The organism is Sporofaciens musculi (assembly GCF_009830285.1).
In the GTDB taxonomy this organism is placed as follows: Bacteria; Bacillota; Clostridia; order Lachnospirales; family Lachnospiraceae; genus Sporofaciens; species Sporofaciens musculi.
The window spans coordinates 1,989,992-2,012,421 of sequence record NZ_WUQX01000001.1 but is presented as its reverse complement, the minus strand read 5'-3'; the positions used below and the strand labels follow the sequence as shown (position 1 = coordinate 2,012,421).

Below are 22,430 nucleotides of genomic sequence, written 5' to 3'. Positions count from 1 at the left end.
AGCAATTTAACACTTTTGTAACTTTGTAAGTTTATCCTGATAGCCTGTGTTTTAAGGGTTGCGCTAAATGGCAAGCAATGCAATCTTCCGTAAGATTGCGTATTTTGGCAGGAATCCGTTTCCGGTATTCCTGCCAAAATGCTTGTTGGTGACATGTCCCCAAACCCCTGAGATCATCACCTGCGGTGATGGCTGCGCGTTCCGTTGGAACGCTGAAAACCAAAAGCAGAAGGAAAACTATTGCCGTGACTTCTGCGTTTCCCTCTGTGTTTCCCGCCCGGTGGAAATGTCCAGCAGGTGCTCCACATTCGCCCGGACATTATAGAGTTCCTTCATATCAGATCTGGCCTGCTTATAGGAAGAATAGGCTTTCCGTTTTTGTTCCAGAAGTCCGGCGTATTCCTCCCGCAGAGATTTGACGGAGGGCAGCTTTGTAATACCAACCTCGTCAAAGTGTTTCTTCGCCGCCTGGTGCAGAAGGATTTCCGTCTCATGCGCCGCACGGAATTTTTTGCTGTACCCGGCTTTTCGATACTCCACATAGACTGCCCGCGTCTTGGCATAATTTACGATCTGTTTCTGCAGCTCCCCATTGGCAGCCATCTGTGATTCCAGTTCCTTGATCTTTACCGACTGCGCATTGAAGCTGGCGGTAGCGGCGTCTGATTTTTTCTGCAGGTCCTCATAGCTCATATCGCCATGCTCTTTGAGCCAGATCACCGCCTGAGAGAGCTGTTTCAGATTGAACACTTTCGCCCAGCGTTCATACCCCGGACCTTTGCCGGAACGGACCGCCGCCTCAATATCCACCAGCAGCCCGACTTTGGAAACAGGCTTTTTGGGAAAGGTACGGCGCGGCTTCGCTGTCCGGGTGCCGGCGATCCGTTCTTTGATGGCTTGCTCGGTATAGTCGTCCTTTAGCGTGTCACACCGGGTATATCTATCTTCCGGTGACAGGCGAAAACGAAGGTTCTTTCGTTCCCGGTTGACTTCAATCCCAGCCGCCTCCAGTTTCTTCAAAAGTTCTTCAAAGTCCTTCGGCTTTTCTTCCAGAGCTGCGTCGATAGCCCAACGTAGCTGTTCCTGGTGGGAGGGCTGTTTCTGACTTCCCATCCATGTGCCGTAATGGTCCCGGCTGGGTTTCGGATTCTCCACAATAGAAAGCCCATGTTCCAGGCAGAGCTTGTCATTCATGCGCCGGATCGCCCAGGTAGAACCCCAGAAGTTACGGAATTTTTTCTGACAGTCCAGCGTGGTAGAATTTATGATGATGTGGTTATGGATATGGTGTTTGTCCACATGGGTGCAGACAACAAAAGCATTATTACCTTTTGTCAGCTTCAATGCAAGTTCCCGCCCGATTTGGTTCGCTTCTTCCGGCGTGACCTCGCCGGGCTTAAACGCCTGACGGAGATGGTAGGCAATCACATCATCCGCACCCCGGCTTCTTCCGGTCAGGTTTGTATATTGCCGCTTGGAAAGAAGAAATTCTGCATCAGCAATCCGGGTGTCGCACTCATAGCCATAAATGAATTTTCCAAAATCGGTTTTCTGCGGATTCTCCACATAGTCAATAATATCCGCTATGGCCGTGGTAACATCCCGGCCTTTCCCAACGTGTAGCGGCATGAGCCGTGTGGTTGCCATTCCATCACCCCCTTACTACAAAATCGGCCCTGTTATCGCCTGTTCTTTTTTTATTTTCGGTTTATCACTGTGCGCCGCCTGCTGCCCGGCGCTTTTATTCAGGCTGTCACGGACAGAAGGTTTCTCCTGTGCCAGCGCATACTCCCGTCTTGCCTGGGTGAGAAATAAATCCATCAGCCCTGTATGGCTGCGGTCTACAACAAAGTAAACATTCTGGTCATATCCGAAACCGTCCTTATCCTCACAGACCGGGACCGTTTGCGCCCATGCCTTATTGTCCCGTGAAATGCGCCCGTCGTAATCTTTCTGCCGGACCGTATTGGCAAGCACATAGAAAATCCGACCAGGATCAAATTGCTGTAAGACCTGTTGCACACATGCGGAACCTAAACAGTTATCCCGGTAGTTATCCGCAATGGCCTGTTCGATTGCCTCCTTACACGCAATGTTTGCTTTGTGGGAAGTGTAGTACTGATTTAGTTCCCCATGCTCATGCGCATAGGTGGCAGAATGAAAATAAATTGGCGTTGTATCTTTCAATGAAATTCCTCCAATCAAAAAGCTGCCATAGCCGACAGTCATATTATAGAAAAAGGGCGGGGCTGCCAATGCGCCCCGCCGAAACTGTTTAACCAAATACAAAATCCTTTAATGCGCTGTTTGCATCGCCAATGATCCCCACCAACCAGGCCGCAGCCATTGGCAGACCGTAGGGGCTGATCAGAAACGCAATCACCAACCATGAAAGCCCTGGCCAGAACCCGGCAGTGAAGAACAGCACCAGCGCCGCCAGAAATACAATCCCTGATAGAATCCCCAGCACAGCGCCGGAAATCACCACAAGGAATTTGCACACCAGATAAAGAATCCCCGTAACCAATACAAAGGGAAGTGCCAACAATTTGCCAATCAGACGCATACGTCCGCCTCCTTTCATAGAGAAGCATATTTACCCCTTCATTAAAATTTTACCGTGCCGGTCTACGAAAAGCAACAGCGGTTCTTCCAGTTTACGAAATGTTCGCAAATCCCCGCAGCAGCTTATCCATGCCATCCCACAAACTGTCCAGGCGGGTGCGCAGATCGTCCATATCGGCAGCGTAAATACTGCCGGTATCATTGGCACGTCTGGTATATTGGTTTAAGTTATTGGAGCAGATACGCAGGAGCCGTATCATTTCCTGAATGTCGCTCATATCCAGATGGATAATATAACCGTCTACCGCCATCTTGCGCAGATACGCAGAGAGGTTTGTAATACCAAGTTCTGCCATGCGACCCTTTACCAGCTCTGCCTCCTGTTCAGACATGACGAATTCCACCCGGACGGATTTTTTGTTATGCCCAGCTTTCATCGTTCCGGCTCCTTTTTTGGGGAAGGGGAAGGCGGTTTATGAGCGGAAACGGCAGCTGTCCGAGACTCTTTGAGCTTTCCACGCAGGGTACCTTTTTTCAGACTGTCAATATACTCTTTTATATCACCGTTTGTGGCATGGTAAGAGCGTTTGAGCCGTTCTCGTTTCAGGATCACGGCAAGCTCCCGCTCGTTCTCCGGCAGCTCGGTCATCGTCTTTGGACTTCCATGTACCGGCATCAGCTCATTCATAAGCTGCCTCTGGTTCTGATAAGGGATTGTGATATTGGCTCCGTCCTCAAACAAAACGGCTACTTTTCCAATAGGGCAGGTCAGCAGCTTTACCCGCTCCACATGCGCCCCATAATCCAGTGTATAAATATTGCCGGTCACTTTTCCGTCCTGAACCTCTTTGATAGAGAGGGCATAGGCAAGAACCGAGTCTTTCGTCTGTTCATGGTAAAACTTCCACACTTTATTTGCATGGCTGCCTTCCAGATAGACCTCCCATTCCCGCAGGGTATAGGTGCCGCAGGGCCGCGATAGCCAGAGAAGGCGCCGATCCTCCGGTTCTCCCGATACGGCCAGCTTTGGAATCAGCTCTCTATCTAGGTCAAAATCATCCTTATAATGCTGCGTGTGCAGCTCCATGATCTGCTCCAGGCTGTCCAGTATATCCACACCCTCGAATTTTACCGCCGCCATCAGCGTTCCCTTTCCGGCGCAGGAGGGACAATCTGCCTGGCCTCATGTTCCGGGCGGTCTGCTTTCAGCTTTTCCATGAGAGAGGGTTTTTCTTCCGGCAACGTCTCCGGGGCAAGCTCCTGGATTTCCTCATACGTCTGCCCGTCTGTCAGGTCAGGGCGCACAGGCGGCTCATTATTGAGCCTGCCATCCAGCATATTATAGTTTCCGGTCTGTCCTTCCTCGTAAAGCTCCGCATTACGCAGATAGCTCTCCGGCGGTTGGAAGGGCTGCCCGGCGAACAGGATTTCCCGGCTCGGTGTAAACTGTGAGAGCACGCCGTCCCGAAGCCTTGCAAATTCCTCATACTGGCGCAGGGTAAGGCCGCGCTCCAGCATTTCCGCCTGGGTATGCGCCCAGCCCTCCCCATAGAGAAAATAGTACATATCCGGCTGGTCGCAGACAAAGCACAGGGAGCCGTCCTGATTGTCATAATAAGACGCCTGCATATCCTGATAGTGGCAGCGTTCCTCACGACCCAGGTACACCCGGTTATCCGCGCCCAGCATGGCGACCATGCCCGCATAGTTGCTGTGGACCGCAGAGCGAATTTCCACCAATGGGTCCGCCTCCGGCATGACCTGCCTGCCGGGAATCTCGTTCTGCTTTTCCGTCGCGTCATTTCTCGGCGTCACTTCCGCATAGGCGCGGGCATCCAAATCCGGATGTGCCTGTGCGGAAGTCTTTCTTACCGCGCCCGGCTCCGGTTCTTTCTCCTGTGCGTAATAATGGACATTGGCGGTGGTTTTGCTGTTCATTTCCCTGGCATAAGCCTCCGCAGCCTCGCGGGTGTCAAATTCCAAAGGTTTTCCATCTTCCTTGCACCACGCCTCGGCATGGCCGAAGATAGAAGCGCCGCTGCGCACCGCCCATACGCCGTAGGTTGTTTCTTTTTCCATTCTGATCCTCCTTATCGTTCCTGCTGTTTTGCTGGTTTCTGCTTTTGGGGCGTCTCCGTGTGCTTTGCGTCTTTTATCTGCTGCCGGAGGGAAGGTCTGTGCTCCGGCTCCGCTTCGGAATCCGTGATATTGACATACTCGCCAATGATACAAAGAGCCTCCCCATAACTGCCACAAGCAAACACCCGGTCTTTCATTTCCTTTGCCTGATCCTTTAGGTCATGCTCACGCAGGGTACGGGCCGCAATGCCTACCAAATTGAAGATATTGCCGTCCTGGCCGATCAGCGCACAATCCGGTTTTTCCGGCTCCGGCGAAGGTTCCCCGATAAAGCCGCCCAAACGGTTCGGTACAAAATCGGACAGCCAGGTGCCCCCGAAATTCTCATGGGTCTGCAAACGCCACACAGCAAGTTTCCCGATGTCCAGCTTTACATCCTCGAAAGGATAGAGCAGACAGGTAAGCTCCCCATACTGGAAAGTGAAAACATCCTCAAATTTACTTCCGTCCTTCAAAATCCCCGCCTCGGTGAACATCTCATTGATCCCGTCCACCCATTCCTTCAGATCCCCGCCGCAGCCCTGCAGGATCAGGCCGTCTTTGCCTTCCATGTGCCGCAGGTCATCGGTTGTGATTGTGTTGATATTCAAAAAAAATCGCCTCCTATCGTTCCTGTTGATGATTGGTTTTCTGCCGGCTGGCTTTTGCCTCCGGCTGTTTCTTTAGCTGCTTACGGACAGAGGGTTTCTGCTCTGGTTCCCGCATATCCGTGAAAATATCGGATAACGGCTGCTCCCAGCGTTCCCCGAAGCCACGGATCACCGTGCCCGCCAGTGCGCCGTTTTCCTTGAACATTTCCAGCGTGTCGAACGCCTGGTTAAACAGCTTTATATTTCTTTTGTCCACACAGGGCGCAAAGTGGATCACCCCTTTGGGATAGTCCCCGCCGGTTCCAATCCAGCCCCGGACAAAATCATCATAACCTTTTGTAATCCCAGCTTCGGCCAGTTCGTTGGCATGGTTGGAAACCATTGTACTTGTAGCTGCATACTGATAACCTAAGACCAATATGCCGGTTTTCGGGTTATACATAAAGCGCCGGTTATCAATCTGCTGTATATCAATCACCTGCCTCCTGGTATCAATCCGCATAAGCTCTTTTGTAACCGCTGTCTTTTCTATCTGCATCCCTCCCGTCCGTTGATTTGTCCGCAACTTAGACCCGTTTCGGGGCGTCAGAGTATTCTAATACAGCCGCCCCTCAAACCGGGTTCCGAAAGCCTTGAAAAGCAAGCCCTTTTGGGGTTAAGTTGTGGACATATTACCTCTGATTTTGCCTGATCCGGCGCTTGCGTTCCCGCTCGGATTTCCGTCTGGCAAAGGCGCGGCAGGAATCCGAACAATACGCCTGGCTGGTGGTGGGAAGATATGCCTTGCCACAGACCGGGCATGTTTTCTGCTTTAGGGAAGTGTCCTCACCGGTAATCGCGGATTCCAGCGCCGGGTCCACCGGCAGCACCGCCTCCTGAAAGTACCGGCAGAAAGAGCCGGTCCACCATTTTTGCAGCATATAACAGGGACAGTCTAAGGGGAGGCAGAGCCTATCCTGATTGTCATGGTTGGCGCACAGGTCTGTTACCAGCCTTCGGATTGCTGCCCGTTCCCGCCTGGTTAATTCCCGTGAGGGCTGCCCGGTCATTTCTTCCTGCCTTTCTTAGCCGGAAATTCCAGCTTGAAATTCACATATTTTCCGCCTGTATCATCCAGCAGCACCACCGCGTCATAGGTCTTTCCCGTATTTTCGCTGTAAAGCCCGGATATGGAAACGCGGCCCTCTTTCAGAAGGGCCGCCGCCACAGATTTTGTTATGGATTTTTTCTTTCCGGAAAAGAATTTATTGTCTTTCCACAGCGCAAAGGCACAGTCCCGGTTATCACAAAAGAATCCTTTTTTGCCCTCATATACGGTTCCGCCGCATCGGGGGCAGGTGCCGACAGCCTCACGCCCGCTTCTTTTTGCATCCGGGAACAGGCCGGCAAAGCGTTCCTCCGGGGCGGTATGTTCTTTTACCAGCGTCCGGCTCATATCCGCAATCTGCCCCATAAAGGATTCTGCGGCCAGCTCGCCGCGTTCCACCTGCTTCAACATGGATTCCCATTCTGCGGTGAGCGTAGGCGATTTGATATTGTCCGGCAGGACCAGGATCAGGTTCGTACCTTTTTCCGTTGGAATAAGCTGCTTTTTTTTCCGCTGCACAAATCCGGCAGAGACCAGTTTTTCCAGCGTAGCCGCACGGGTGGCCGGGGTGCCTAATCCCTTGCGCTCGGCATCCTCCGGCATATCCTCGGCACCGGCTGTCTCCATAGCTGCCAGAAGGGAATCCTCCGTATAGTGCTTCGGCGGGGAGGTTTTGCCCTCCCGGACGCTGGCAGAGACCATTTCAAATATCTGCCCCTCCTGCAATATGGGGAGGGCGGCATCCGTATTCTCGTCATCCTCCGGTTTGGATTGTTTCAATCCCATGTGGTAGAGGCGTTCCACTTCCTTCCATCCAGCCTGTAATACTGTCTTTCCTTTTGCCGTGAAGGAATTGCCCCTGCAGTCCAGAACCGCCGTCACCGCCTCGAATCGGTGCACCTGGGCTGTGGCAGAAAGCAGCCTTGCGGCGATCAGCGTCAGTACATCCCGCTCCCCGGAAGGGAGCTCCGATAAATCCGTCCGGGCAATCTCCGCCGTAGGAATAATGGCATGGTGGTCGGTGACTTTGCTGCCATCCGTTACGCGGTCAATATCCGGTTCCCCGGCACAGCCTTTTCCAAATGGCATATGATCCCGCAGCCAGAGAACCAGGGAAGCGGCGGTTGCCTGCATATCCTCGGTCAGATACTGGCTGTCCGTCCGGGGATAGGTCGCCAGCTTTTTCTCATAGAGGGACTGCACATAGTCAAGGGTCTGCTGGGCCGTATAGCCATAGATACGGTTACATTCCCGCTGCAAAGTCGTCAGGTCGTACAGGCGGGGCGGCTGTACCGTCTTGACCTGCTTCTCCACAGACCGCACCGAAGCGGCCTGCCCGTCACAGTCCATACGGATTTTTTCAGCCCCGGCCTTATCCGGCCGCTTTTCACCGGAGGCAGTAAAGCCGCTGCAGGTGATCTCCGGCACATAAAAAGGCTTGCTCGTAAATGCCTGAATATCCGCCTCCCGCTGGACTAAAAGGGCCAGCGTGGGCGACATGACACGCCCCACATTGAGCGTGACGCCATACAGGACAGAGAAAAGCCGGGTGGCGTTAATACCGATCAGCCAGTCGGCCCCGGCCCGGCAGACCGCCGCGTCATAGAGCTTATCGTAGTCGCTGCCAGGGCGCAGGTGTTCAAACCCGTCACGGATCGCCGCATCCTCCATACTGGAAATCCAGAGGCGTTCCATCGGTTTCTTACATCCGGCGTGTTCATAGACCAGACGGAAGATCAGTTCGCCCTCCCGTCCGGCGTCTGTTGGATAGTTGGAATAGGTGACTTAGAAAATATCCATTATTCAAGGGTTTCCAGTGCCCCTATGAACTTGTAATGGATAGTAAGTCGTTGAATTTTCTGCCCGTCAACTTCTACGGGTTCAGAAACAAGAATTTTTTCTATAAGTTGGTTGATTATCTTAAAATTGAGTTCCGTTATTCCTGCATAACCGCTTATCTGCTCTGCAAAATGCTCAATGGAAGATAACTGTTCTTTGTCCGCTATGGCACTTTTTTCAAGTTCCTTTATCTTGGCTGTCAGTTCTTCCTGCTCGCTGTCAAATCGTGCCGACAGCATTTGGAAACGCTTTTCTGTTATCAGTTCCCTTGTCAAGTCCTCATACAGTTTGGCATACAGGTTTTCTATTTCCGACACTCGCTGTTTACATTGCCTTAGTTCCTTTTTCTGCTGTTCCTTATCCGCTGACAGTTGGAGATTAAGACGCTCGGCAATCTCCGTTACCATAGCTTTCCTGTCGGTCAATGCCTGTCCTGCGTGTTTCTGAATGTCCGCAAGCACAACTTCGTGAACCGTCCTCGCCTCAATGGTGTGTGATGAACAGCCCTCTTTCCCAAACTTGCGGTATTTGGTACAGCAGTAGAAAGTCTTGTCTAATACATTGTTCCGCTTTCTTTTCTGCTCGACTTTGGCAAGCATGGCACTCCCACAATCGGCGCACTTGATAACCCCTCGGAAGATGTTGTCATATCCGCTTGAACTTTCCCCGATAACGGGCGGTCGGCTCTGTAAAATCTTCTGCACATTGTTCCAGCGGTTCTGTTCAATGATTGGCTCATGTGTGCCATAAATGACTTCACGCTCTGCAAACGGGATATACTGTCTTTTCTTGGAACGCATGGTCTTGGTTGGTTTGTCCGCAACAGTAAGGTTTCCTGCATAGACGGGATTGTGCAATATCTGACTGACATAGGCAGTATCCCAGTCATACATTTTTTCCTCGTCCATAAAACGCTCAAACAGTTCCTTTTTGTAGAAACTCGGTTTCAGCACTTTCGCCTTACGCAAGCGGTTACAGATAGTGTGAAGCCCTACACCCTCCTCGGCAATTGAGAAAATCAGTTCCACAACAGGGGCGGTCACTTCATCAATGACAAGGTGGTTATGGTCTTTCTCGTCTTTCTGATAACCGAATGGGGCGGTGGTAGCCATATACTTGCCCTGCATTCTCCTTGCGTGGAGTGCGCTCTTGATTTTCCTTGACGTGTCCTTTGCGTACATTTCATTGATGATGTTACGGAACGGTGTAATATCCATTTGAGCGTTGTCTATGGAGTCCACACCGTCATTGATTGCAATGTAACGTACATTATGGTTTGGGAAAAATACCTCGATATAAGTACCCGTTTCAAGATAATTCCTCCCCAATCGTGACAGGTCTTTTGTGATGAGCGTTGACACTTCCCCGTCCTGTATGTCCTCGATAAGCTGTCGGAAAGCGGGGCGGTCGTAGTTCGTACCGCTGTAACCGTCATCAACGTAAAACTGGCAGTTCAGAAAACCGTTGCGCTTTGCGTAATCTTTCAGCATGGTTTTCTGTGTGCTGATGCTCATGCTCTCGTTGTTCGTGCCGTCGTCTTTGGAAAGCCTGCAATATAAAGCAGTGATTTTGTCGTTATTCAGTTTTGCCCTTTTCATGTCGTCCTCCTTAATGAAAAGGGACTTCCTCAATTCCTATTATACTATATTCCCTTTTCCGTTTCCAGTGCTAATTTACGCTGTTTTCCGCTATTTCCCTAACCTTTTTTGTTATCTGTTCCTCGGCTATCCGTTTGAATACTGTTTCCATTTTTTCAGTGCCTACATAATGCCTTTCCACGATAATTTTTGTGGGTGGGTGCTGTCGGGTGGCTCTATGCCCTGTGTTGCTGTCTTTGCCCATAAATCTGCTCCTTTACAATAAAATAGAGCGCATAGATTTGTTTTCTATACGCTCTGACGCTGTGTAATTATTCTGTTAATGATTGTATAACAATTTTGAAGTTGAAAGACACTATATCGAAATCCAGTACCTTTGAATAATGCCACTTTTACTTAATCCTACTGTATCGACAACTTCATTTTCTAACAATCCGCCATTTTTAATTATCGTTCTTCTCGAAGCTATATTTTCTTTATCACAAGTTAATAAAACCTTACTTTCTCCAAATTCATAACAGATAGGTAAAATCAACTTGAGCATTTCAGACGCATAACCTTTTCGCCTTTCTGACGGACGAATACTATACCCAATATTACCTCCAAAACTTTTAAGAAAATCCGATAGCGGATGTCGAAAATCTATTATACCAACAACAAAATTATCATTTTCCCTTACTGCTAAAAATACTTCTGACGGAACATATCCTGCACCATATTTATTTCTTAATCTTTTTTCAAAATCTATCCATTCATCAAATGAATGAACATCTTCAAGACCTGCACAACCGTCAAAGCTATCTCCGTTCTGAAACATTTCTTCTTTGTAGGACATAACTTGTTTTTCATATATATTTGTTGGTCTAATCAACATCAATTCACACATAAAATTAACCTCGCAATCAATTTGTACTGCTAATAGAATACCACAATCACGCCCATATTTCTATCGAATTTCCATTAAATTTCTTCCTCCCTCCGCTTAGTTTTGTTTTGTTGCTTATTATGCTGTCGGCTCTCGTTCTGAAGCTCCCTCTCAAGGTTCTTTTTATTGTAGCTGATTACCTCGGCATACGCTAATTCTGTGGCGGTCTTGGTCTGCTCCTTGCCGATACTGTCATACTCGGACTGCAAAGACTGTATCTCGGCTTTCCACTGTTTCGGCGTTACCTTTTCGCCGTTCTGTAAAAGGCTCTGCATACGCTCCTTTAATTCGGGGTACTTCGATAAGCTGTCCTTATGCTCCCTATCGTATTTCATCTTAGCAAGTCCTTTGAGTGACTGGCTCTCCTTATAGGTGGCTTGGATCGGCGCAAAGAGGGCATACATTTTTGACAGTTCCTTTAATCGGTTTAGTTTCTGCCCCTTGGAAAGATGTACCGTTTCCAACTGTTGGTATCTCTGTTCCTTATCCGCTGTAAATTTTGCAAGGCTCTCATAGCTGTCTATCTTTCTTGTCGTGATGAACTTCTCCGCATTGTCGGCTGACTGCAAGGCGGTTCTGTCGGATATTCTTCTTAGGTGCTTTCCGCTGACAATCGGCAAGTCAAGTCTGCCTTTGCGCTCCCTCACTTTTGCAATCATCTCCATGACTTCATTCTTTACGCTGACCGCCGTATTTTTAATCTTTTCGTACTGTACGCTGTGAAGTTCCTGTTTGGCAAGCATGAGCATTTCTTTCGCCTGTTCTAACAGCATATTGTTTTTGATGATTTCCCGATTGATGTTTCCCCTCTCGGTCTGTATGCCTTTGCGCTCTAAAGCGTTGGCAACCGCCCCGATATGGATTGTCGGCTCTCTGTCAATTCCCTGTTCCTTAAAAGAACGGTGTTCCCAATGTAACGCAAGCCCCAACTGCCCATTGGTGGCATTGATTGTGTCGGCTAAATCCTTGCGCCACATTTTAGCGTTTTCTCTGCTGTTCCAGTCGGTGCTGTCGGCGGTGTGACATTTCCACTGTTTCCTGTTCCGCTTGTCAACTTTCTGCTGACCTGTCTTCTTATCAATCACTGGTATCTTTTCGCCGTTTTCGTCAAGGTCATAGATTTTCTTCTGTTTCGCTCCCCATTCCCCATTTTCAGTGAGAGGGCGCATTGTGAGTAAAACATGGATATGGAGATTTCGCTGTCCTTTATCATTCTCACTATCGTGTATCGCCCAATCCGCACACATTCCCTTATCAACAAAATTCTGCTGAACGTAGTCCCTCACAACTTCCTCCGCAAGTTCATAACTCCATTCGTTAGGGAGTGACGCTTTTAACATTCTCGCAAGCTGTGATTTCTGCCCTTTCTCTGACAGTTCAACAGCGTTCCATAAGGTAGCTCGGTCTGCATACTCTTTGGGCGCATTGGGTGGGAGAGTGATTTCACTGTGGACTAAATCTTCATGGTATTTTGGTCGATATGTCTGTCCGTCAAATTCACTGACAAGAATACTCCTGCTGATATAGGACGCTTTCTCAACTGCCGACTGCCCCTTGCTCCGCCTGACTATGGAAAAACGTGTGCTTGCCTGTTTCGTGACATTACCCATACGCAACACCTACATTCTGCCGATAAAGTAGTGGAGCGCACTCATAGACTTTGTGGGCAGATAAAAGCCGCACTTTGGCTTTTGTCTGAACGCAAAGTTCACTAAAGGGTAGCAAGCGCAGCTTGCGAAGGGGAATTGTCGTTTCCCCTTTTGGCTGCCGCAAGGCAGACAACGCCCTCCGCAGGAGTCCATGCAAGTGAAACTTGCCCCTCGGAGAGCGCACATACCACCTCTGGTGGTATATCTGTGCGCACCCTGTAAACAGGGTGAATACGTTACCTCGGCTTTCCAGTGTCCTCGCCTTTGTCATTCCGTACCGCCCTCGCTTTCATTTTCGGCATTGGTGGGATTGGATTGTGGGGGAGTGGTTTCTTGGTTTTCCGACTTGATTTTAGAGATAATCTGCTGACACTCCCTTGTCTGCAAGGCAACTGATAAGATACGGTTTAACTCGCCCTCGTCATAGTGGTAGCAGTCGGGGAAATACTTCACGATAATACCGCCCATGATGTACTTGTGGTGGTTCTCGGCTTTGCGTTTCTTCTCGTTCTGTTTTTTCTTTTCGTTGGCTACACGCTGTTGCGCCTGTTTCAATGCCTGCAATGCCTTTTCTAAGTTTTTGCTTGTGTCATTCTTGCTCTCAATCATTTTTGATACCTCATTCTTTCTGTGCTGTGTTGATAGTTTCCGAAAATAAAAAAGGTAGCTGATTTACTGTTAAAATAAATCGCTACCAAAAGGTAAACAATATTCAATTTTTTCTGATTCGATGGAACTACTTAATCTTCAATACCTTCTTCAACCTTATCAAGAATATATGATGTAAATTTACCCTCCACACTATCACTCGGAAAATCTTCTTCCAGTTCTTTCCGTTCTTCCTCAAAATTTTGCCGTACTTCTTCTTGTTCTTCGGGTGTCATGTCGTCCCAATCCTTGTTATTAACATAAACACAACCACTCATTGTTATAGCAATCATGCTAAACAAAAGAATAATGAGAAACAACTTTGAAATTCTTCCTGTTCGCTCCATAATTTTTCCTCCTAAATTCCTAATCGTGAAAGCAATCCTAACGCAGTAATAAATAGCACTGTAACTATTGCTGTTGCCGCTATTATAGCAATTATACCTATTGCTTTTTTGTATTCGTGGCTCAATTCCTTCTTTTCTGGCACTGGAACAGATACTTTTTCAGTACCTAACAGAATATAATCTGCACTTACATTGTAAATTTCTGTTAGTTTAATGATATTGTCAATTTCCGGCTTTCCCTGTCCACTTTCCCATTTGGAAATTGCTTGCCTAGAAAGTCCTAACATCTCGGCAACTTGCTCCTGTGAATAGCCTTCTTTTTTACGTAGCTCTTGAAGCCGTTCCGATATATCCATGTTCATCACCTCCATTTGTACGTTCTCCATTATGTCCATGTTAATTACCTCCTTGTGGACATAATAGAATAATTTGTTAGTTGCATACCACCAACAGCTATTTAATTGGTGTCAACTAATCGTTGCAGTTACGAAAATTTGCGTTGCATTAGGATTTATGGAACGAATTTTCTTGATTATAGCATAATTCTGTGCGAATTTATATAACAAACATACAAATAAAAAATCTGTGAAAACACAATACAAAAACTCAAATTTATTTTGAATTGTTCTGCTTAATCATCATCTGCCTTGCCCGTTCCCTCTGCTCGGTGCTGACTGTCCTTGGCTTGCGGTAGCTGACGTGTGACTTCGGAAAGGAATAGGTCTTAGATACCTCGTCCTGCTCTGTCAGCTTGTATGTATCGGGGAAGTCGGCAACAAGCGTGTCAAGTTTCCGCATGACCGTCTTATCTCTTGTGTAGAGGGTGGCGGTCTGTTCTCCTGCGTTATAATTGAGAATACTTTCCTGCTCGTATCGTGAAAGTTTCATAGTGCTATATCCCCCTTTCCTTTACTGTGGGTTCTGCGCTGTTTTCTCTCGGTAACTGTCGGCTGTTTTGCCTGTTCCTTTGCTTTGGCTAACCTTGTCTTTATGGAGTGGTCACGCTCGGTCAGTTTCCGCCTTTTGGTGGTGGCGGTCAGTTCCGCACACGTTTCTTCTGACAGGGAATTTAATTTCTTTAAGGTAGTATTTACTATCTGCTTTGTGTCGCTGTCTTTTACCTGCGGAAGAATAGCGGATAAACTGGCGCACGTTTCCGCTTTGCTTTGCTCCCCAAACTGATAGATTAAGTTGATTTCATCAGCGTTGAAAGGTATCTGCATAGTTGTTCCCTCGCATAAGCGTTCCACGCCCATGCACTTAGGGAGATTTCTTGTCAGTTCGTAATTATCCCTCGCTGTGATTGTTCCATGACTGTCGGTCTGCCTTACCTCAACTTCACACTGGCTTTTCTGCTCCAGCACAAGCCACTGGTATTTGTCGCTTTCTTTGGTGAATACAGTCTGATGCGCATTGGAGTGTGTCTTGCTACGGATATATTTGTCGGTGGTGCTGTAATAATCTAAAATCTGCTGTTCCTGCTTTTTATTCATGGTCTTTGCCCTCCTGTGATATGGATTGATTGATATGATTGGTTGGTTTCGGTGCTGATATATGGTTTTCTTCCGTTAATTGTCGGGAGATTGGATTGCGGGAATACTGTTGTTGGGTATTTCTCCGCTTGTGGAAATAGGAGTTCATTTTATACGGTAATTACCGCATGAAAAAAGACTATAACCGATAGTGTCATAGCCTTTTAAGGATTGAGGAAGTCCCTTTCTTATTTGTATTTGTTTGTCACCCCTCCGCACTATCCAACATCCGTAGCGCATACCACGGAATCCACCCGTTTGTCTTTCATCAGCCGACAAAGAAGGTCAAGCTGCTTTTTCTTATCCTTCGGCACCTCGTATTTCCATTCTTCCGGCAGGATCGGAAGATCACCATAACGCCATCTGGCATACTGTTCCCCATAAGCCTCCGGCTGTGCCAGTTCCAGAAGGTGCCCCACGCACCAGCTCACCAAGTAGCCGCCGCCCTCCAGGTAGCCGTCTTTTTTCTCATTCGCACCCAGAACCGCCATCAGCGACATGGCGACGGAGTACTTTTCCGCAATCACTAACTTCAATGTTCAGACCTCCTAGTATAATAATGGTGTAGTCAAGAATGACCACTGGTTAATAGTTACAAAGTCCAATCTAATAAATCTATATAGATATAACAGAAGGAGGAGTTCCCCCTCCATCAGAAGTTATAAGGCAACATTATTTACCCTGTCTGAGGTTTCCTTAATGCACCAGACAAAACATAGAGGTATAATCACTGGAGGCAGGATCATTGACGACGCCTCCTTGGGAACTGGCCTTCCGGCTGGTGAAACCTCTTAGAAAGTCTGTCAGTCCATTCGGTGGTGATTTATGTTTTGGCTGGTTGGGAAGCCCCAGGCTATACCTGTATAAACCGCTAGGTTGTGTATCCGCCCTCTGGAAATGGATACCTGCCTGAAAGGATAAAACCATGAAATACCAAAAGTACTTATGATGCTTGAAAGCATCCCTTATCTCTCAGTCGGGCTTGATGTCGGCGCAGACTTCACCTGGATGTCCATCATGCTGCCCAATGGCATTCTCTCTGGAAAACCTTTTAAGATCATTCATTCTGATCCGCAGTCCCGTGAGCAAGCTGTCGCAAAAATAAAGGAAGCACAAGAGATGTATTCCCTCGAAAGCCGCTGCTTCCTTGAGTCCACCGGGATCTACCACATCCCGCTCCTGTACTTCCTTCGTGATAAGGGGTTTGACTGCTCAGTCATTAATCCTATCATCACTAAGAATAGCACAAATATGAACGTTAGGAAACTGCATAATGATAAATTTGATTCAAAAAAAGCTGCCAAAGTCGGCCTGGATGCTTCCCTGAAGACTTCCATCATACCAGATGATGAGGTCATTGACCTGCGCAACCTGGTACGGGACTACTATTACTTCAAGGACCTGCAGTCCGCTGTCGTACTGAAGCTCACGGCGGAACTGAAAGTGTCCTTTCCCGCATACCGGAAAGTGTTTAGCAAGGTCACTACCCAAACTTCCTTAAAGCTCCTGGAAGCTTACCCCCTTGCCGCAGACATGCTTGCCGCCCCAAAAGACATACTTGTGGAAACCATACGCAAAACCGCACGTTTCGGTGAAAAATATGCCGTTTCCAAATATGATGCCATACGTGCTGCCGCAAAGGACGCCGCTGTTTTCGGACGTGCGCTTCAAAGCAGTGCACTCCGGATCCGGCTGTATATCAAAACCTACCGGGAATACCAGGAGCATCTGGACAATATACTTGAGGACCTGCATAAGGCTGTTGATAAGCTGGAAGGGACGCCGGTTTATGACCGTATCTTCCTTCTCCAGTCCCTGCGTGGTGTCGGTTTTCTCAGTGCAGCCGTCCTGATCGCTGAAATGGGCTCCTTTGACCTGTTTTCTTCCCCAAAGAAGCTTTATGCTTACTTCGGCTTGGATCCTGCCGTGAAGCAATCCGGCAAGTTCAATGGGGATAAAGTCCACATGTCCAAGAGGGGTTCTAGCCTTGCCAGGCGTATCCTGCATATGGTGGCTATCAATAATCTTAAGGTGGATAAAGGGACAAAAACACCAGTAAATCCAGTTATCCACGGCTATTATACCGACAAATGCAAAAGCAAGAAGAAAAACGTGGCTGTCGGGGCTGTCATGCATAAAATCTGCAATATCATTTTTGCCATGCTCCGGGATAATAAACCATTTGAGATCATCACTCCTCAGGAACACTGTGAGCGGTATCTGGCAGCGCAGCCTGACAAGGTACGGAACGCAGCCTAACAGGTCTTATGAATTTTAAATAGTTCCACATGGGTGGGCTTATTAAAGTTACCCTTTTTACATCAAATGCTTCTGAAAAACTTTTTTAACATTTTTCATTTTAGCTATTGACATTTCTTAGCTGGACTTTGCATATCTTCAAATTCTTCGTCCGCCTGCTTTCCTGTCTGTAAAAGACACATCAGCACAACGCCGGCAGACATCCCTCCGGTGAATGTAAGAAAGTGTGTAATCATGTTCCACATAAAAATCGCCTCCTTATTGAGTTTGGTTAATAAAAAAAGCAAAGGCTTTCAACATCTTTGCGTTTTATTACAAAGAAAAAGCACCACCAAAAATATGTGGCGCAGTTTCAAAGATATTTAATTGGGGGAAGGGAAGATTAGATGATCTATAAGCATTGATCCATGTGTAAAAATCATAGCATATTCAAATTATCCCTTTTTCTTATGAAGTTTTAAATCAATATTTTTCTCTGCCGCCGCATCCTGCAGTAATCCGGCAACAAATGCGCTTTTTTCTTTGAGCGTCATTGTTTCCATATCAGGTTTACGATCAATTTCTCTAAGTACCGTTTGCAGCTCTTGCAGTTCCAGCAGGTTGACGGCAACACAAAAGAGTGTCTTTTTGCGGCCATCATTATAATTGGATAATAAAACCTCCAGAATGTTGGCCTTCTCCGCCTGCTCTGCATTATAAGCGTCTATCCCGAATTGTTTGGCCTTTTCCATATCAGATCTTCGGTTTCGATGTGTTATAAAGGAATCAAAATCGTCAATATGATCGTATTTTTCGCAAGGGTATTCGCTGCATTGGAAACAGTATTGGGCACCGTTGTGATCCATGCTGCACCTTGCGATTTTGCAGGATTGGTTCCCCCCACCACCGCCGCAACCGGGACAGTATTTATTCAAGAACATAGGGCAAAGCCCACAATTCAAACCGCATAGGGAAAATAATTGATTTGGTCGGTTAAATCCTTTCATGGCAGCTCCTAATGTAAGATAAATTCTAACCTTTGCTAAACGTGACTCTCAGCAGACAGTAATCAAATCCCTGTCTTATGCTTTGCAATATTTCCACATCCACGGGAGCCTCAAAAACAAGTTCAATAAGTTTCTTGCTATATCCTGCAGTACAGTGGCACCAAGTTAGGTATTGTGAAAATGGAAGTTGTTACATTGTAGGGTACGTTCATTATACATGCTTTGTTGTTTTTACTCTTGATTGTGCAATTTCTTCAAATAGCTGTTTTTCGTTTAGGTCTTTAAAAACTCTTTTTGGAATTAACGTATATATTCGTGGTGCTTGAATTAAGTAATAAAAATCATGGCTCTCCCATAGTGCAGAGTAAATGTCCCACTTCATTTCTGATTCAATGCTTTGTGTTTGAAATTTAATGGTTTCCTTAGAAAATACCAGCGTATATTCCTCATGATATTTTGCAGTTTGTTTGAATTTCAGTATAGGCATTAGAATATATAAATAGCTTCCCAATGTAGTTACAACAATTATCAACCAAATATTAAAATACTAAATACGCTAAAAGAGGAGAACAGCATATAAACTACTGACAGCAACAAAAATACAGCGGCTAAAGCAATATCATATTTATGTATAGTTTTACTAGAAATTAAATATTGCCTTACTGCTTTTATATATTCACTTTGAGTATATTGAAATCCTAATTTTACTGTTTCCAAAGGTATACCCCCATTCGTTATATAATCTTTGCTGCAACTTCCAAGTTGTCAAACTGATATGTAATCTATCTCCTCAGATTTTTTAGAGCGTCGGGGTTATTTGAGATGATCATTCCAACCGTCTGACATATTTCCATGTCTGGGCAGTCGCCACATGTCGCCACACCTTTTTTCAATGCACATTGACGAATACCGCAAAGACTATCGCAGTGTACAGTTTTAATCCCATCAACGCGACAGCCTTCACAGTTGATATGTTCAGGCAGAATGGGAGCATTATTTAACTCGGCCCATAGTTTTGCAGTTTTCTCACGTAACGCCTGGTCGTCATTGATTGTTGCGAGATATGCGTCGCATTTTTCACAATCCAGCCCACAGTATGCAATCATATTTCTCATGGTTATGTACCTCCTAAAAATCCTAATTTTTCCCTGTCTTAATAAATTCTATCAACTTTTCCACATCGTCAAAATCATCATAATCGCCAATAATTCCTTTACGATGATACAGGATTCCTCTCTTTTCATTTTCTTCAAGGCAATCAAGAAGATTCTCTATCCCATATCTTTTTATAAATAATGTAAATCCATATGGCTTGATTTTATTCATCAAACCTCTTTTACAATCCATTTCACAGGCATAACAGCCTGGAAGTTTCTTTTCCATGGAGCATTTTCTGTTTTCGCATTGGGTGTAGTCAGGACAGTTATCCGAATAGCAGCCATTGCATTTTTCATTTTCTGAACACAGGCAACAGGCAAGCCCACACCTTGCGATTCCTAATTCTCGTTTCATTCTTTCCCTTCCTTAACTCTCGATTTGTTTGTTAGTCCACCATTCTACAGATCTACTATTCAACCTCCACCTTATTTACAAGGTCCAACTTATAACGCACAGCACCGTGGTCTCTAAATATCGTTGCACTTGTAATACGGATTGCCAAAATAACACAGTTTTCATCCTGCTCATTATTTGCATCATCGTACCAGTCTGCAAATACTTCACGGAGTTTCGTTCTTAGGGCAGCGTTTTGGGGTTCCAAAACCCATCCGAGGTTTTCTCCAATTCCATGTCCGTATATCCCCTCAAAGCAAACAGAAAACGCAACCTCTTTGTTATGAGCGATCTGCTGCATTTTATTTGATTTTGCCGATGTTGTGACGTAAAACACGCCATCTTCATAATAAGCACTTACATCACGGACACTAGGGCGAGGAAATCCATCAGCTCCCGATCCCGTAGCAATAGTTGAGAGTGCAATGGTATTATCTTTTCTGTTGCCACAACTTTCTTCGATTAATTTCATTCCTTCTTCATATCTGTTCATTGTTAATTCCTCCATCAATTCCGATTTGTTCAATTCTATAAACTGGGATTTATTGGTCTTAACTTTTCTGTCGTTATAAAGCTGACTTACGCACATTAACCTCTGCACAGACCAGCCTAGCTATATGCTCCGCTGTTTCATTTGTCAGTAGAAAGAACATTCCGTCATTACGGCATTTTTTATGTGTGTCGCCATTCAAGGCATAAACAAAACCTTTCACACAGGTATCACTACAGGCATTAGGGTCAATCAGTCTCTTGCAGTCACGAGAAGTAGTCATTTTCTTTTGCATATCAGCAGGAAGCGAAGCGATTATATCCTCATACTTGCCAGCATTGTCTCCGTAAATCCGTGCAAAAACACCTGTCTTGCGAAACACCCAATTCATTACTGTTTTCTTCTCTAGTTGGTATGAAGCGGTGTAACCGCTTTTTGCTTCCTTTATTACAAGGTCACAGCCCTGCTCAATAAGTTTCGTATTAAGTTTCTCGACAAACGCTTGGTGTTCTGGCGCGATTGCCGATAGAAATTCTTTGAATGAACCTTTTTCTTTTGCCATTATCTTTTTCCTCCACAAATTTAGATTTGTTTATTCGTCCATCATATACTAGCTATTTAGAAGTTTTGTCAAATCCTCAATAGAAGCGTCCATTTTCACAGAAACCTCTTCCATGGTCATGCCGGAATCAAGAAAACGCTTTATCACCATTTTCATATCCTCGCCAACCTCAATGATGTGTCCGTCCAAATCGTAAAACCGAATCACCCGCTGGCCCCAGCTATGCTCGATCACTTCTCCCAGATATTCAATATCCGGGTATTCCTTCAGCTTGTTCAGAAAACTGTCAAAGTCTTGTTCCTCAAAAACGATTTCCGCATTATTGGATTTTTTTATTACCTTTTCTTTTGGCAGATCTACAAGCCAGTCAAAATCCTGCTGCAATGCCAGGCCGCAGGTAAAAGCAATGTTTCTGCCATAATCCTGGAACACCTCTAATCCAAACAAATCCTCATAAAATTTTCTCGCGGCGTTAATGTCGGCCACCGATATAAGCATACATACATGTTTCATGCAAACACTCCTTTCAAACTGTGGTTTCCCATTTTCACAAAAGGTGAACTATAATTATCTGTAAGTCCAATCAGATTTGTTACTGGCCTTCACGGTTGAACATTTATTATACCATAGAGCAGCCTGTATCTCCACTTTTTCATATCCGGTTTTGTCCAAGATTTGTCCTGTTTTTGTCCAAGATTAACCCTACGGGTATTTCCCGCAGTTCCTTCCGAAATTGGTGCGCAAAGCGGATTGTCTTAACTGTACCGCCTTTTTCCCGTCCGTCATATACTGCAATTACACGGTCTGCATGTTCCACCATGTAGCGGTTGCGTTTGGCATAAACGTTGGGTCTGTATTCTTCCTGAATTATGATAACCTCTGCACAGGCATCCAGCAGGGCGTTTGTGTGTTCCTTCTGGCACAGGCTGTCCTTCCGTTTTCGGTATGGAAGCACCGCGATTAGCTTCAAATTTGGATTTTTATTCTGCAGCTCCAGAACAATCTCTGCAAAGTATTGATCCACGCCATCCGCAAAGCCGGAGACAAAGATAGTGAAACCATCGTTTACTGCTTTTCCAATTTCCTGGCGCAGAGCCACCTTTACATGGGCTGTTTCATCAGCAGGTATATCTCTGTGTCCGGTGACACAGCAAGTCTTTCCTTCCATCAGGTTCCTCCGATTGATAGATTTGTTTTTGTACTTTCAATCATTATAATAGATTTATTTTTTCAAGTCAACGCAAACACCCTTTTTTAATTTGTGAATAATGCGTCTGCGTGAGGTACAATCTATTATAGAATGAGAGGTGAGGGTGATGTATGAAGAATTCATCCCGGAACGGCTGGCAAAGCTGAGATTACAAAAGGGCGTATCTGCACGCGACATGTCATTGTCGTTGGGGCAAGCGAACAACTACATCAATAACATTGAAAACAAAAAGTCACTTCCTGCCATGCAGTCCTTCTTCTATATCTGTGAATATCTCGGCGTAACGCCGAAGGAATTCTTTGACGAAGAAAACCTTTATCCAGAGACCTTGCAGGAATTTATTGCAGAGGCAAAGAAACTGGATTCCAAATCAATGACATATATCCTCGGCATTATGAAAGAATTGAACAACAAGAAGTAAAGCGGTCACGGAAAATGACCGCTTTACTTCTT

Annotated in this window: 32 protein-coding genes and 2 pseudogenes; 2 read left to right on the top strand and 32 right to left on the bottom strand. The window is 46.2% G+C overall.

The features are described 5' to 3' along the window. Positions 1–237: 237 nt before the first annotated feature. The 21 genes and pseudogenes from GN277_RS10025 to GN277_RS09930 form a co-directional block, all read right to left on the bottom strand. Positions 238–1,647: a relaxase/mobilization nuclease domain-containing protein gene (locus GN277_RS10025; RefSeq protein WP_159750918.1), complete on the bottom strand. Its 1,410-nt coding sequence runs from the start codon at positions 1,645–1,647 to the stop codon at positions 238–240. A gap of 15 nt (positions 1,648–1,662) precedes the next feature. Then, complete coding sequence (locus GN277_RS10020; RefSeq protein WP_244324661.1) at positions 1,663–2,283, bottom strand: DUF3849 domain-containing protein; 621 nt, start codon at positions 2,281–2,283, stop codon at positions 1,663–1,665. Beyond that, a complete protein-coding gene (locus GN277_RS10015; protein WP_244324660.1) occupies positions 2,276–2,584 on the bottom strand; it encodes a CD1845 family protein in 309 nt (102 codons plus the stop codon). Before GN277_RS10015 ends, GN277_RS10020 begins: the two co-directional genes overlap by 8 nt. Before the next feature lie 73 nt (positions 2,585–2,657). Next, a complete protein-coding gene (locus GN277_RS10010; RefSeq protein WP_159750917.1) occupies positions 2,658–3,002 on the bottom strand; it encodes a plasmid mobilization protein in 345 nt (114 codons plus the stop codon). Beyond that, a complete protein-coding gene (locus GN277_RS10005; RefSeq protein ID WP_159750916.1) occupies positions 2,999–3,706 on the bottom strand; it encodes a hypothetical protein in 708 nt (235 codons plus the stop codon). Before GN277_RS10005 ends, GN277_RS10010 begins: the two co-directional genes overlap by 4 nt. Then, positions 3,706–4,644 carry a DUF4316 domain-containing protein gene (locus GN277_RS10000; protein WP_159750915.1) on the bottom strand — a complete coding sequence of 313 codons (939 nt, stop codon included), beginning with the start codon at positions 4,642–4,644 and terminating at the stop codon, positions 3,706–3,708. Before GN277_RS10000 ends, GN277_RS10005 begins: the two co-directional genes overlap by 1 nt. 11 nt (positions 4,645–4,655) lie before the next feature. Beyond that, positions 4,656–5,294, bottom strand: a complete 639-nt coding sequence (locus GN277_RS09995) for a hypothetical protein (protein ID WP_159750914.1) — start codon at positions 5,292–5,294, stop codon at positions 4,656–4,658. A gap of 13 nt (positions 5,295–5,307) precedes the next feature. Further along, a complete protein-coding gene (locus tag GN277_RS09990; protein WP_159750913.1) occupies positions 5,308–5,832 on the bottom strand; it encodes a hypothetical protein in 525 nt (174 codons plus the stop codon). Between the two features lie 133 nt (positions 5,833–5,965). Further along, complete coding sequence (locus GN277_RS09985) at positions 5,966–6,343, bottom strand: cysteine-rich VLP protein (RefSeq protein ID WP_159750912.1); 378 nt, start codon at positions 6,341–6,343, stop codon at positions 5,966–5,968. Beyond that, positions 6,340–8,076 (bottom strand): DNA topoisomerase, encoded by a 1,737-nt coding sequence (locus tag GN277_RS09980; RefSeq protein ID WP_244324659.1) that lies wholly within the window; start codon positions 8,074–8,076, stop codon positions 6,340–6,342. The genes GN277_RS09985 and GN277_RS09980 overlap by 4 nt, the downstream gene beginning before the upstream one ends. Positions 8,077–8,180: 104 nt before the next feature. Beyond that, positions 8,181–9,818, bottom strand: a complete 1,638-nt coding sequence (locus GN277_RS09975; RefSeq protein WP_159750911.1) for a recombinase family protein — start codon at positions 9,816–9,818, stop codon at positions 8,181–8,183. Positions 9,819–9,888: 70 nt separating this feature from the next. Continuing rightward, positions 9,889–10,062, bottom strand: coding sequence for a hypothetical protein (locus tag GN277_RS29400; RefSeq protein WP_204162730.1), 174 nt, complete (start codon positions 10,060–10,062; stop codon positions 9,889–9,891). A gap of 111 nt (positions 10,063–10,173) precedes the next feature. Next, the gene (locus tag GN277_RS09970; RefSeq protein WP_159750910.1) at positions 10,174–10,704 is read right to left on the bottom strand and encodes a GNAT family N-acetyltransferase; all 531 of its coding nucleotides are present in this window, start codon (positions 10,702–10,704) and stop codon (positions 10,174–10,176) included. 74 nt (positions 10,705–10,778) lie between these two features. Next, positions 10,779–12,353 (bottom strand): MobA/MobL family protein, encoded by a 1,575-nt coding sequence (locus GN277_RS09965; protein ID WP_159750909.1) that lies wholly within the window; start codon positions 12,351–12,353, stop codon positions 10,779–10,781. Next, entirely contained in the window at positions 12,346–12,663 is a 318-nt protein-coding gene (locus tag GN277_RS09960; RefSeq protein ID WP_159750908.1) for a hypothetical protein, read from the bottom strand. Before GN277_RS09960 ends, GN277_RS09965 begins: the two co-directional genes overlap by 8 nt. Further along, the gene (locus GN277_RS09955; protein ID WP_159750907.1) at positions 12,660–13,001 is read right to left on the bottom strand and encodes a hypothetical protein; all 342 of its coding nucleotides are present in this window, start codon (positions 12,999–13,001) and stop codon (positions 12,660–12,662) included. Before GN277_RS09955 ends, GN277_RS09960 begins: the two co-directional genes overlap by 4 nt. Before the next feature lie 131 nt (positions 13,002–13,132). Then, positions 13,133–13,387, bottom strand: coding sequence for a hypothetical protein (locus GN277_RS09950; RefSeq protein ID WP_244324658.1), 255 nt, complete (start codon positions 13,385–13,387; stop codon positions 13,133–13,135). 11 nt (positions 13,388–13,398) lie between these two features. Then, positions 13,399–13,782, bottom strand: a complete 384-nt coding sequence (locus GN277_RS09945; RefSeq protein WP_244324657.1) for a helix-turn-helix domain-containing protein — start codon at positions 13,780–13,782, stop codon at positions 13,399–13,401. 217 nt (positions 13,783–13,999) lie between these two features. Further along, positions 14,000–14,275, bottom strand: coding sequence for a hypothetical protein (locus GN277_RS09940; RefSeq protein WP_159750906.1), 276 nt, complete (start codon positions 14,273–14,275; stop codon positions 14,000–14,002). Continuing rightward, on the bottom strand, positions 14,272–14,880 hold the full coding sequence (locus GN277_RS09935) for a transposon-transfer assisting family protein (protein ID WP_159750905.1): 609 nt from the start codon (positions 14,878–14,880) through the stop codon (positions 14,272–14,274). Before GN277_RS09935 ends, GN277_RS09940 begins: the two co-directional genes overlap by 4 nt. A gap of 260 nt (positions 14,881–15,140) precedes the next feature. Further along, positions 15,141–15,455: pseudogene (locus GN277_RS09930) on the bottom strand (toprim domain-containing protein); the annotation flags it as partial. Positions 15,456–15,864: 409 nt separating this feature from the next. On the opposite strand from GN277_RS09930, the gene GN277_RS09925 reads away from it, so the two are divergent. Then, positions 15,865–17,178 carry an IS110 family RNA-guided transposase gene (locus GN277_RS09925; RefSeq protein WP_159750368.1) on the top strand — a complete coding sequence of 438 codons (1,314 nt, stop codon included), beginning with the start codon at positions 15,865–15,867 and terminating at the stop codon, positions 17,176–17,178. Between the two features lie 104 nt (positions 17,179–17,282). Here GN277_RS09925 and GN277_RS09920 read toward each other — a convergent pair whose 3' ends face one another. The 11 genes and pseudogenes from GN277_RS09920 to GN277_RS09880 form a co-directional block, all read right to left on the bottom strand. After that, entirely contained in the window at positions 17,283–17,423 is a 141-nt protein-coding gene (locus GN277_RS09920) for a DUF3789 domain-containing protein (protein WP_159750904.1), read from the bottom strand. Between the two features lie 189 nt (positions 17,424–17,612). Then, positions 17,613–18,164, bottom strand: a complete 552-nt coding sequence (locus GN277_RS32130; RefSeq protein ID WP_159750903.1) for a DUF3795 domain-containing protein — start codon at positions 18,162–18,164, stop codon at positions 17,613–17,615. A gap of 25 nt (positions 18,165–18,189) precedes the next feature. Further along, positions 18,190–18,318, bottom strand: a pseudogene (locus GN277_RS32125) (DUF6144 family protein); the annotation flags it as partial. A gap of 57 nt (positions 18,319–18,375) precedes the next feature. Then, positions 18,376–18,651 (bottom strand): YcxB family protein, encoded by a 276-nt coding sequence (locus GN277_RS30090; RefSeq protein ID WP_244324656.1) that lies wholly within the window; start codon positions 18,649–18,651, stop codon positions 18,376–18,378. A 41-nt stretch (positions 18,652–18,692) separates the two neighbouring features. Continuing rightward, complete coding sequence (locus GN277_RS30085; protein WP_244324655.1) at positions 18,693–18,881, bottom strand: hypothetical protein; 189 nt, start codon at positions 18,879–18,881, stop codon at positions 18,693–18,695. 65 nt (positions 18,882–18,946) lie between these two features. Further along, on the bottom strand, positions 18,947–19,279 hold the full coding sequence (locus GN277_RS09905; RefSeq protein WP_159750902.1) for a DUF3795 domain-containing protein: 333 nt from the start codon (positions 19,277–19,279) through the stop codon (positions 18,947–18,949). A 22-nt stretch (positions 19,280–19,301) separates the two neighbouring features. Beyond that, positions 19,302–19,676: a hypothetical protein gene (locus GN277_RS09900; protein ID WP_065550910.1), complete on the bottom strand. Its 375-nt coding sequence runs from the start codon at positions 19,674–19,676 to the stop codon at positions 19,302–19,304. A gap of 55 nt (positions 19,677–19,731) precedes the next feature. Then, positions 19,732–20,208, bottom strand: a complete 477-nt coding sequence (locus GN277_RS09895; protein WP_065550909.1) for a pyridoxamine 5'-phosphate oxidase family protein — start codon at positions 20,206–20,208, stop codon at positions 19,732–19,734. Between the two features lie 73 nt (positions 20,209–20,281). After that, the gene (locus tag GN277_RS09890; RefSeq protein ID WP_065550908.1) at positions 20,282–20,767 is read right to left on the bottom strand and encodes a hypothetical protein; all 486 of its coding nucleotides are present in this window, start codon (positions 20,765–20,767) and stop codon (positions 20,282–20,284) included. Between the two features lie 48 nt (positions 20,768–20,815). Continuing rightward, complete coding sequence (locus tag GN277_RS09885) at positions 20,816–21,280, bottom strand: VOC family protein (protein WP_065550907.1); 465 nt, start codon at positions 21,278–21,280, stop codon at positions 20,816–20,818. A 139-nt stretch (positions 21,281–21,419) separates the two neighbouring features. Further along, on the bottom strand, positions 21,420–21,935 hold the full coding sequence (locus GN277_RS09880; protein ID WP_159750901.1) for an SLOG family protein: 516 nt from the start codon (positions 21,933–21,935) through the stop codon (positions 21,420–21,422). A 148-nt stretch (positions 21,936–22,083) separates the two neighbouring features. Here GN277_RS09880 and GN277_RS09875 point away from each other — a divergent pair, with 148 nt between their 5' ends. After that, entirely contained in the window at positions 22,084–22,398 is a 315-nt protein-coding gene (locus GN277_RS09875) for a helix-turn-helix domain-containing protein (RefSeq protein WP_159750900.1), read from the top strand. Positions 22,399–22,430 lie beyond the last annotated feature (32 nt).

What these genes read in the sequence shown, in the direction of transcription:
- GN277_RS10025 (WP_159750918.1), bottom strand. Translation starts at nt 1,647, where the DNA reads ATGGCAACCACACGGCTCATGCCGCTACACGTTGGGAAAGGCCGGGAT.
- GN277_RS10015 (WP_244324660.1), bottom strand. Translation starts at nt 2,584, where the DNA reads ATGAAAGGAGGCGGACGTATGCGTCTGATTGGCAAATTGTTGGCACTT.
- GN277_RS10010 (WP_159750917.1), bottom strand. Translation starts at nt 3,002, where the DNA reads ATGAAAGCTGGGCATAACAAAAAATCCGTCCGGGTGGAATTCGTCATG.
- GN277_RS10005 (WP_159750916.1), bottom strand. Translation starts at nt 3,706, where the DNA reads ATGGCGGCGGTAAAATTCGAGGGTGTGGATATACTGGACAGCCTGGAG.
- GN277_RS10000 (WP_159750915.1), bottom strand. Translation starts at nt 4,644, where the DNA reads ATGGAAAAAGAAACAACCTACGGCGTATGGGCGGTGCGCAGCGGCGCT.
- GN277_RS09990 (WP_159750913.1), bottom strand. Translation starts at nt 5,832, where the DNA reads ATGCAGATAGAAAAGACAGCGGTTACAAAAGAGCTTATGCGGATTGAT.
- GN277_RS09985 (WP_159750912.1), bottom strand. Translation starts at nt 6,343, where the DNA reads ATGACCGGGCAGCCCTCACGGGAATTAACCAGGCGGGAACGGGCAGCA.
- GN277_RS09980 (WP_244324659.1), bottom strand. Translation starts at nt 8,076, where the DNA reads ATGGAACGCCTCTGGATTTCCAGTATGGAGGATGCGGCGATCCGTGAC.
- GN277_RS09975 (WP_159750911.1), bottom strand. Translation starts at nt 9,818, where the DNA reads ATGAAAAGGGCAAAACTGAATAACGACAAAATCACTGCTTTATATTGC.
- GN277_RS29400 (WP_204162730.1), bottom strand. Translation starts at nt 10,062, where the DNA reads ATGGGCAAAGACAGCAACACAGGGCATAGAGCCACCCGACAGCACCCA.
- GN277_RS09970 (WP_159750910.1), bottom strand. Translation starts at nt 10,704, where the DNA reads ATGTGTGAATTGATGTTGATTAGACCAACAAATATATATGAAAAACAA.
- GN277_RS09965 (WP_159750909.1), bottom strand. Translation starts at nt 12,353, where the DNA reads ATGGGTAATGTCACGAAACAGGCAAGCACACGTTTTTCCATAGTCAGG.
- GN277_RS09960 (WP_159750908.1), bottom strand. Translation starts at nt 12,663, where the DNA reads ATGACAAAGGCGAGGACACTGGAAAGCCGAGGTAACGTATTCACCCTG.
- GN277_RS09955 (WP_159750907.1), bottom strand. Translation starts at nt 13,001, where the DNA reads ATGATTGAGAGCAAGAATGACACAAGCAAAAACTTAGAAAAGGCATTG.
- GN277_RS09950 (WP_244324658.1), bottom strand. Translation starts at nt 13,387, where the DNA reads ATGGAGCGAACAGGAAGAATTTCAAAGTTGTTTCTCATTATTCTTTTG.
- GN277_RS09945 (WP_244324657.1), bottom strand. Translation starts at nt 13,782, where the DNA reads ATGGACATAATGGAGAACGTACAAATGGAGGTGATGAACATGGATATA.
- GN277_RS09940 (WP_159750906.1), bottom strand. Translation starts at nt 14,275, where the DNA reads ATGAAACTTTCACGATACGAGCAGGAAAGTATTCTCAATTATAACGCA.
- GN277_RS09935 (WP_159750905.1), bottom strand. Translation starts at nt 14,880, where the DNA reads ATGAATAAAAAGCAGGAACAGCAGATTTTAGATTATTACAGCACCACC.
- GN277_RS09925 (WP_159750368.1), top strand. Translation starts at nt 15,865, where the DNA reads ATGATGCTTGAAAGCATCCCTTATCTCTCAGTCGGGCTTGATGTCGGC.
- GN277_RS09920 (WP_159750904.1), bottom strand. Translation starts at nt 17,423, where the DNA reads ATGTGGAACATGATTACACACTTTCTTACATTCACCGGAGGGATGTCT.
- GN277_RS32130 (WP_159750903.1), bottom strand. Translation starts at nt 18,164, where the DNA reads ATGAAAGGATTTAACCGACCAAATCAATTATTTTCCCTATGCGGTTTG.
- GN277_RS30090 (WP_244324656.1), bottom strand. Translation starts at nt 18,651, where the DNA reads ATGCCTATACTGAAATTCAAACAAACTGCAAAATATCATGAGGAATAT.
- GN277_RS09905 (WP_159750902.1), bottom strand. Translation starts at nt 19,279, where the DNA reads ATGAGAAATATGATTGCATACTGTGGGCTGGATTGTGAAAAATGCGAC.
- GN277_RS09900 (WP_065550910.1), bottom strand. Translation starts at nt 19,676, where the DNA reads ATGAAACGAGAATTAGGAATCGCAAGGTGTGGGCTTGCCTGTTGCCTG.
- GN277_RS09895 (WP_065550909.1), bottom strand. Translation starts at nt 20,208, where the DNA reads ATGAACAGATATGAAGAAGGAATGAAATTAATCGAAGAAAGTTGTGGC.
- GN277_RS09890 (WP_065550908.1), bottom strand. Translation starts at nt 20,767, where the DNA reads ATGGCAAAAGAAAAAGGTTCATTCAAAGAATTTCTATCGGCAATCGCG.
- GN277_RS09885 (WP_065550907.1), bottom strand. Translation starts at nt 21,280, where the DNA reads ATGAAACATGTATGTATGCTTATATCGGTGGCCGACATTAACGCCGCG.
- GN277_RS09880 (WP_159750901.1), bottom strand. Translation starts at nt 21,935, where the DNA reads ATGGAAGGAAAGACTTGCTGTGTCACCGGACACAGAGATATACCTGCT.
- GN277_RS09875 (WP_159750900.1), top strand. Translation starts at nt 22,084, where the DNA reads ATGTATGAAGAATTCATCCCGGAACGGCTGGCAAAGCTGAGATTACAA.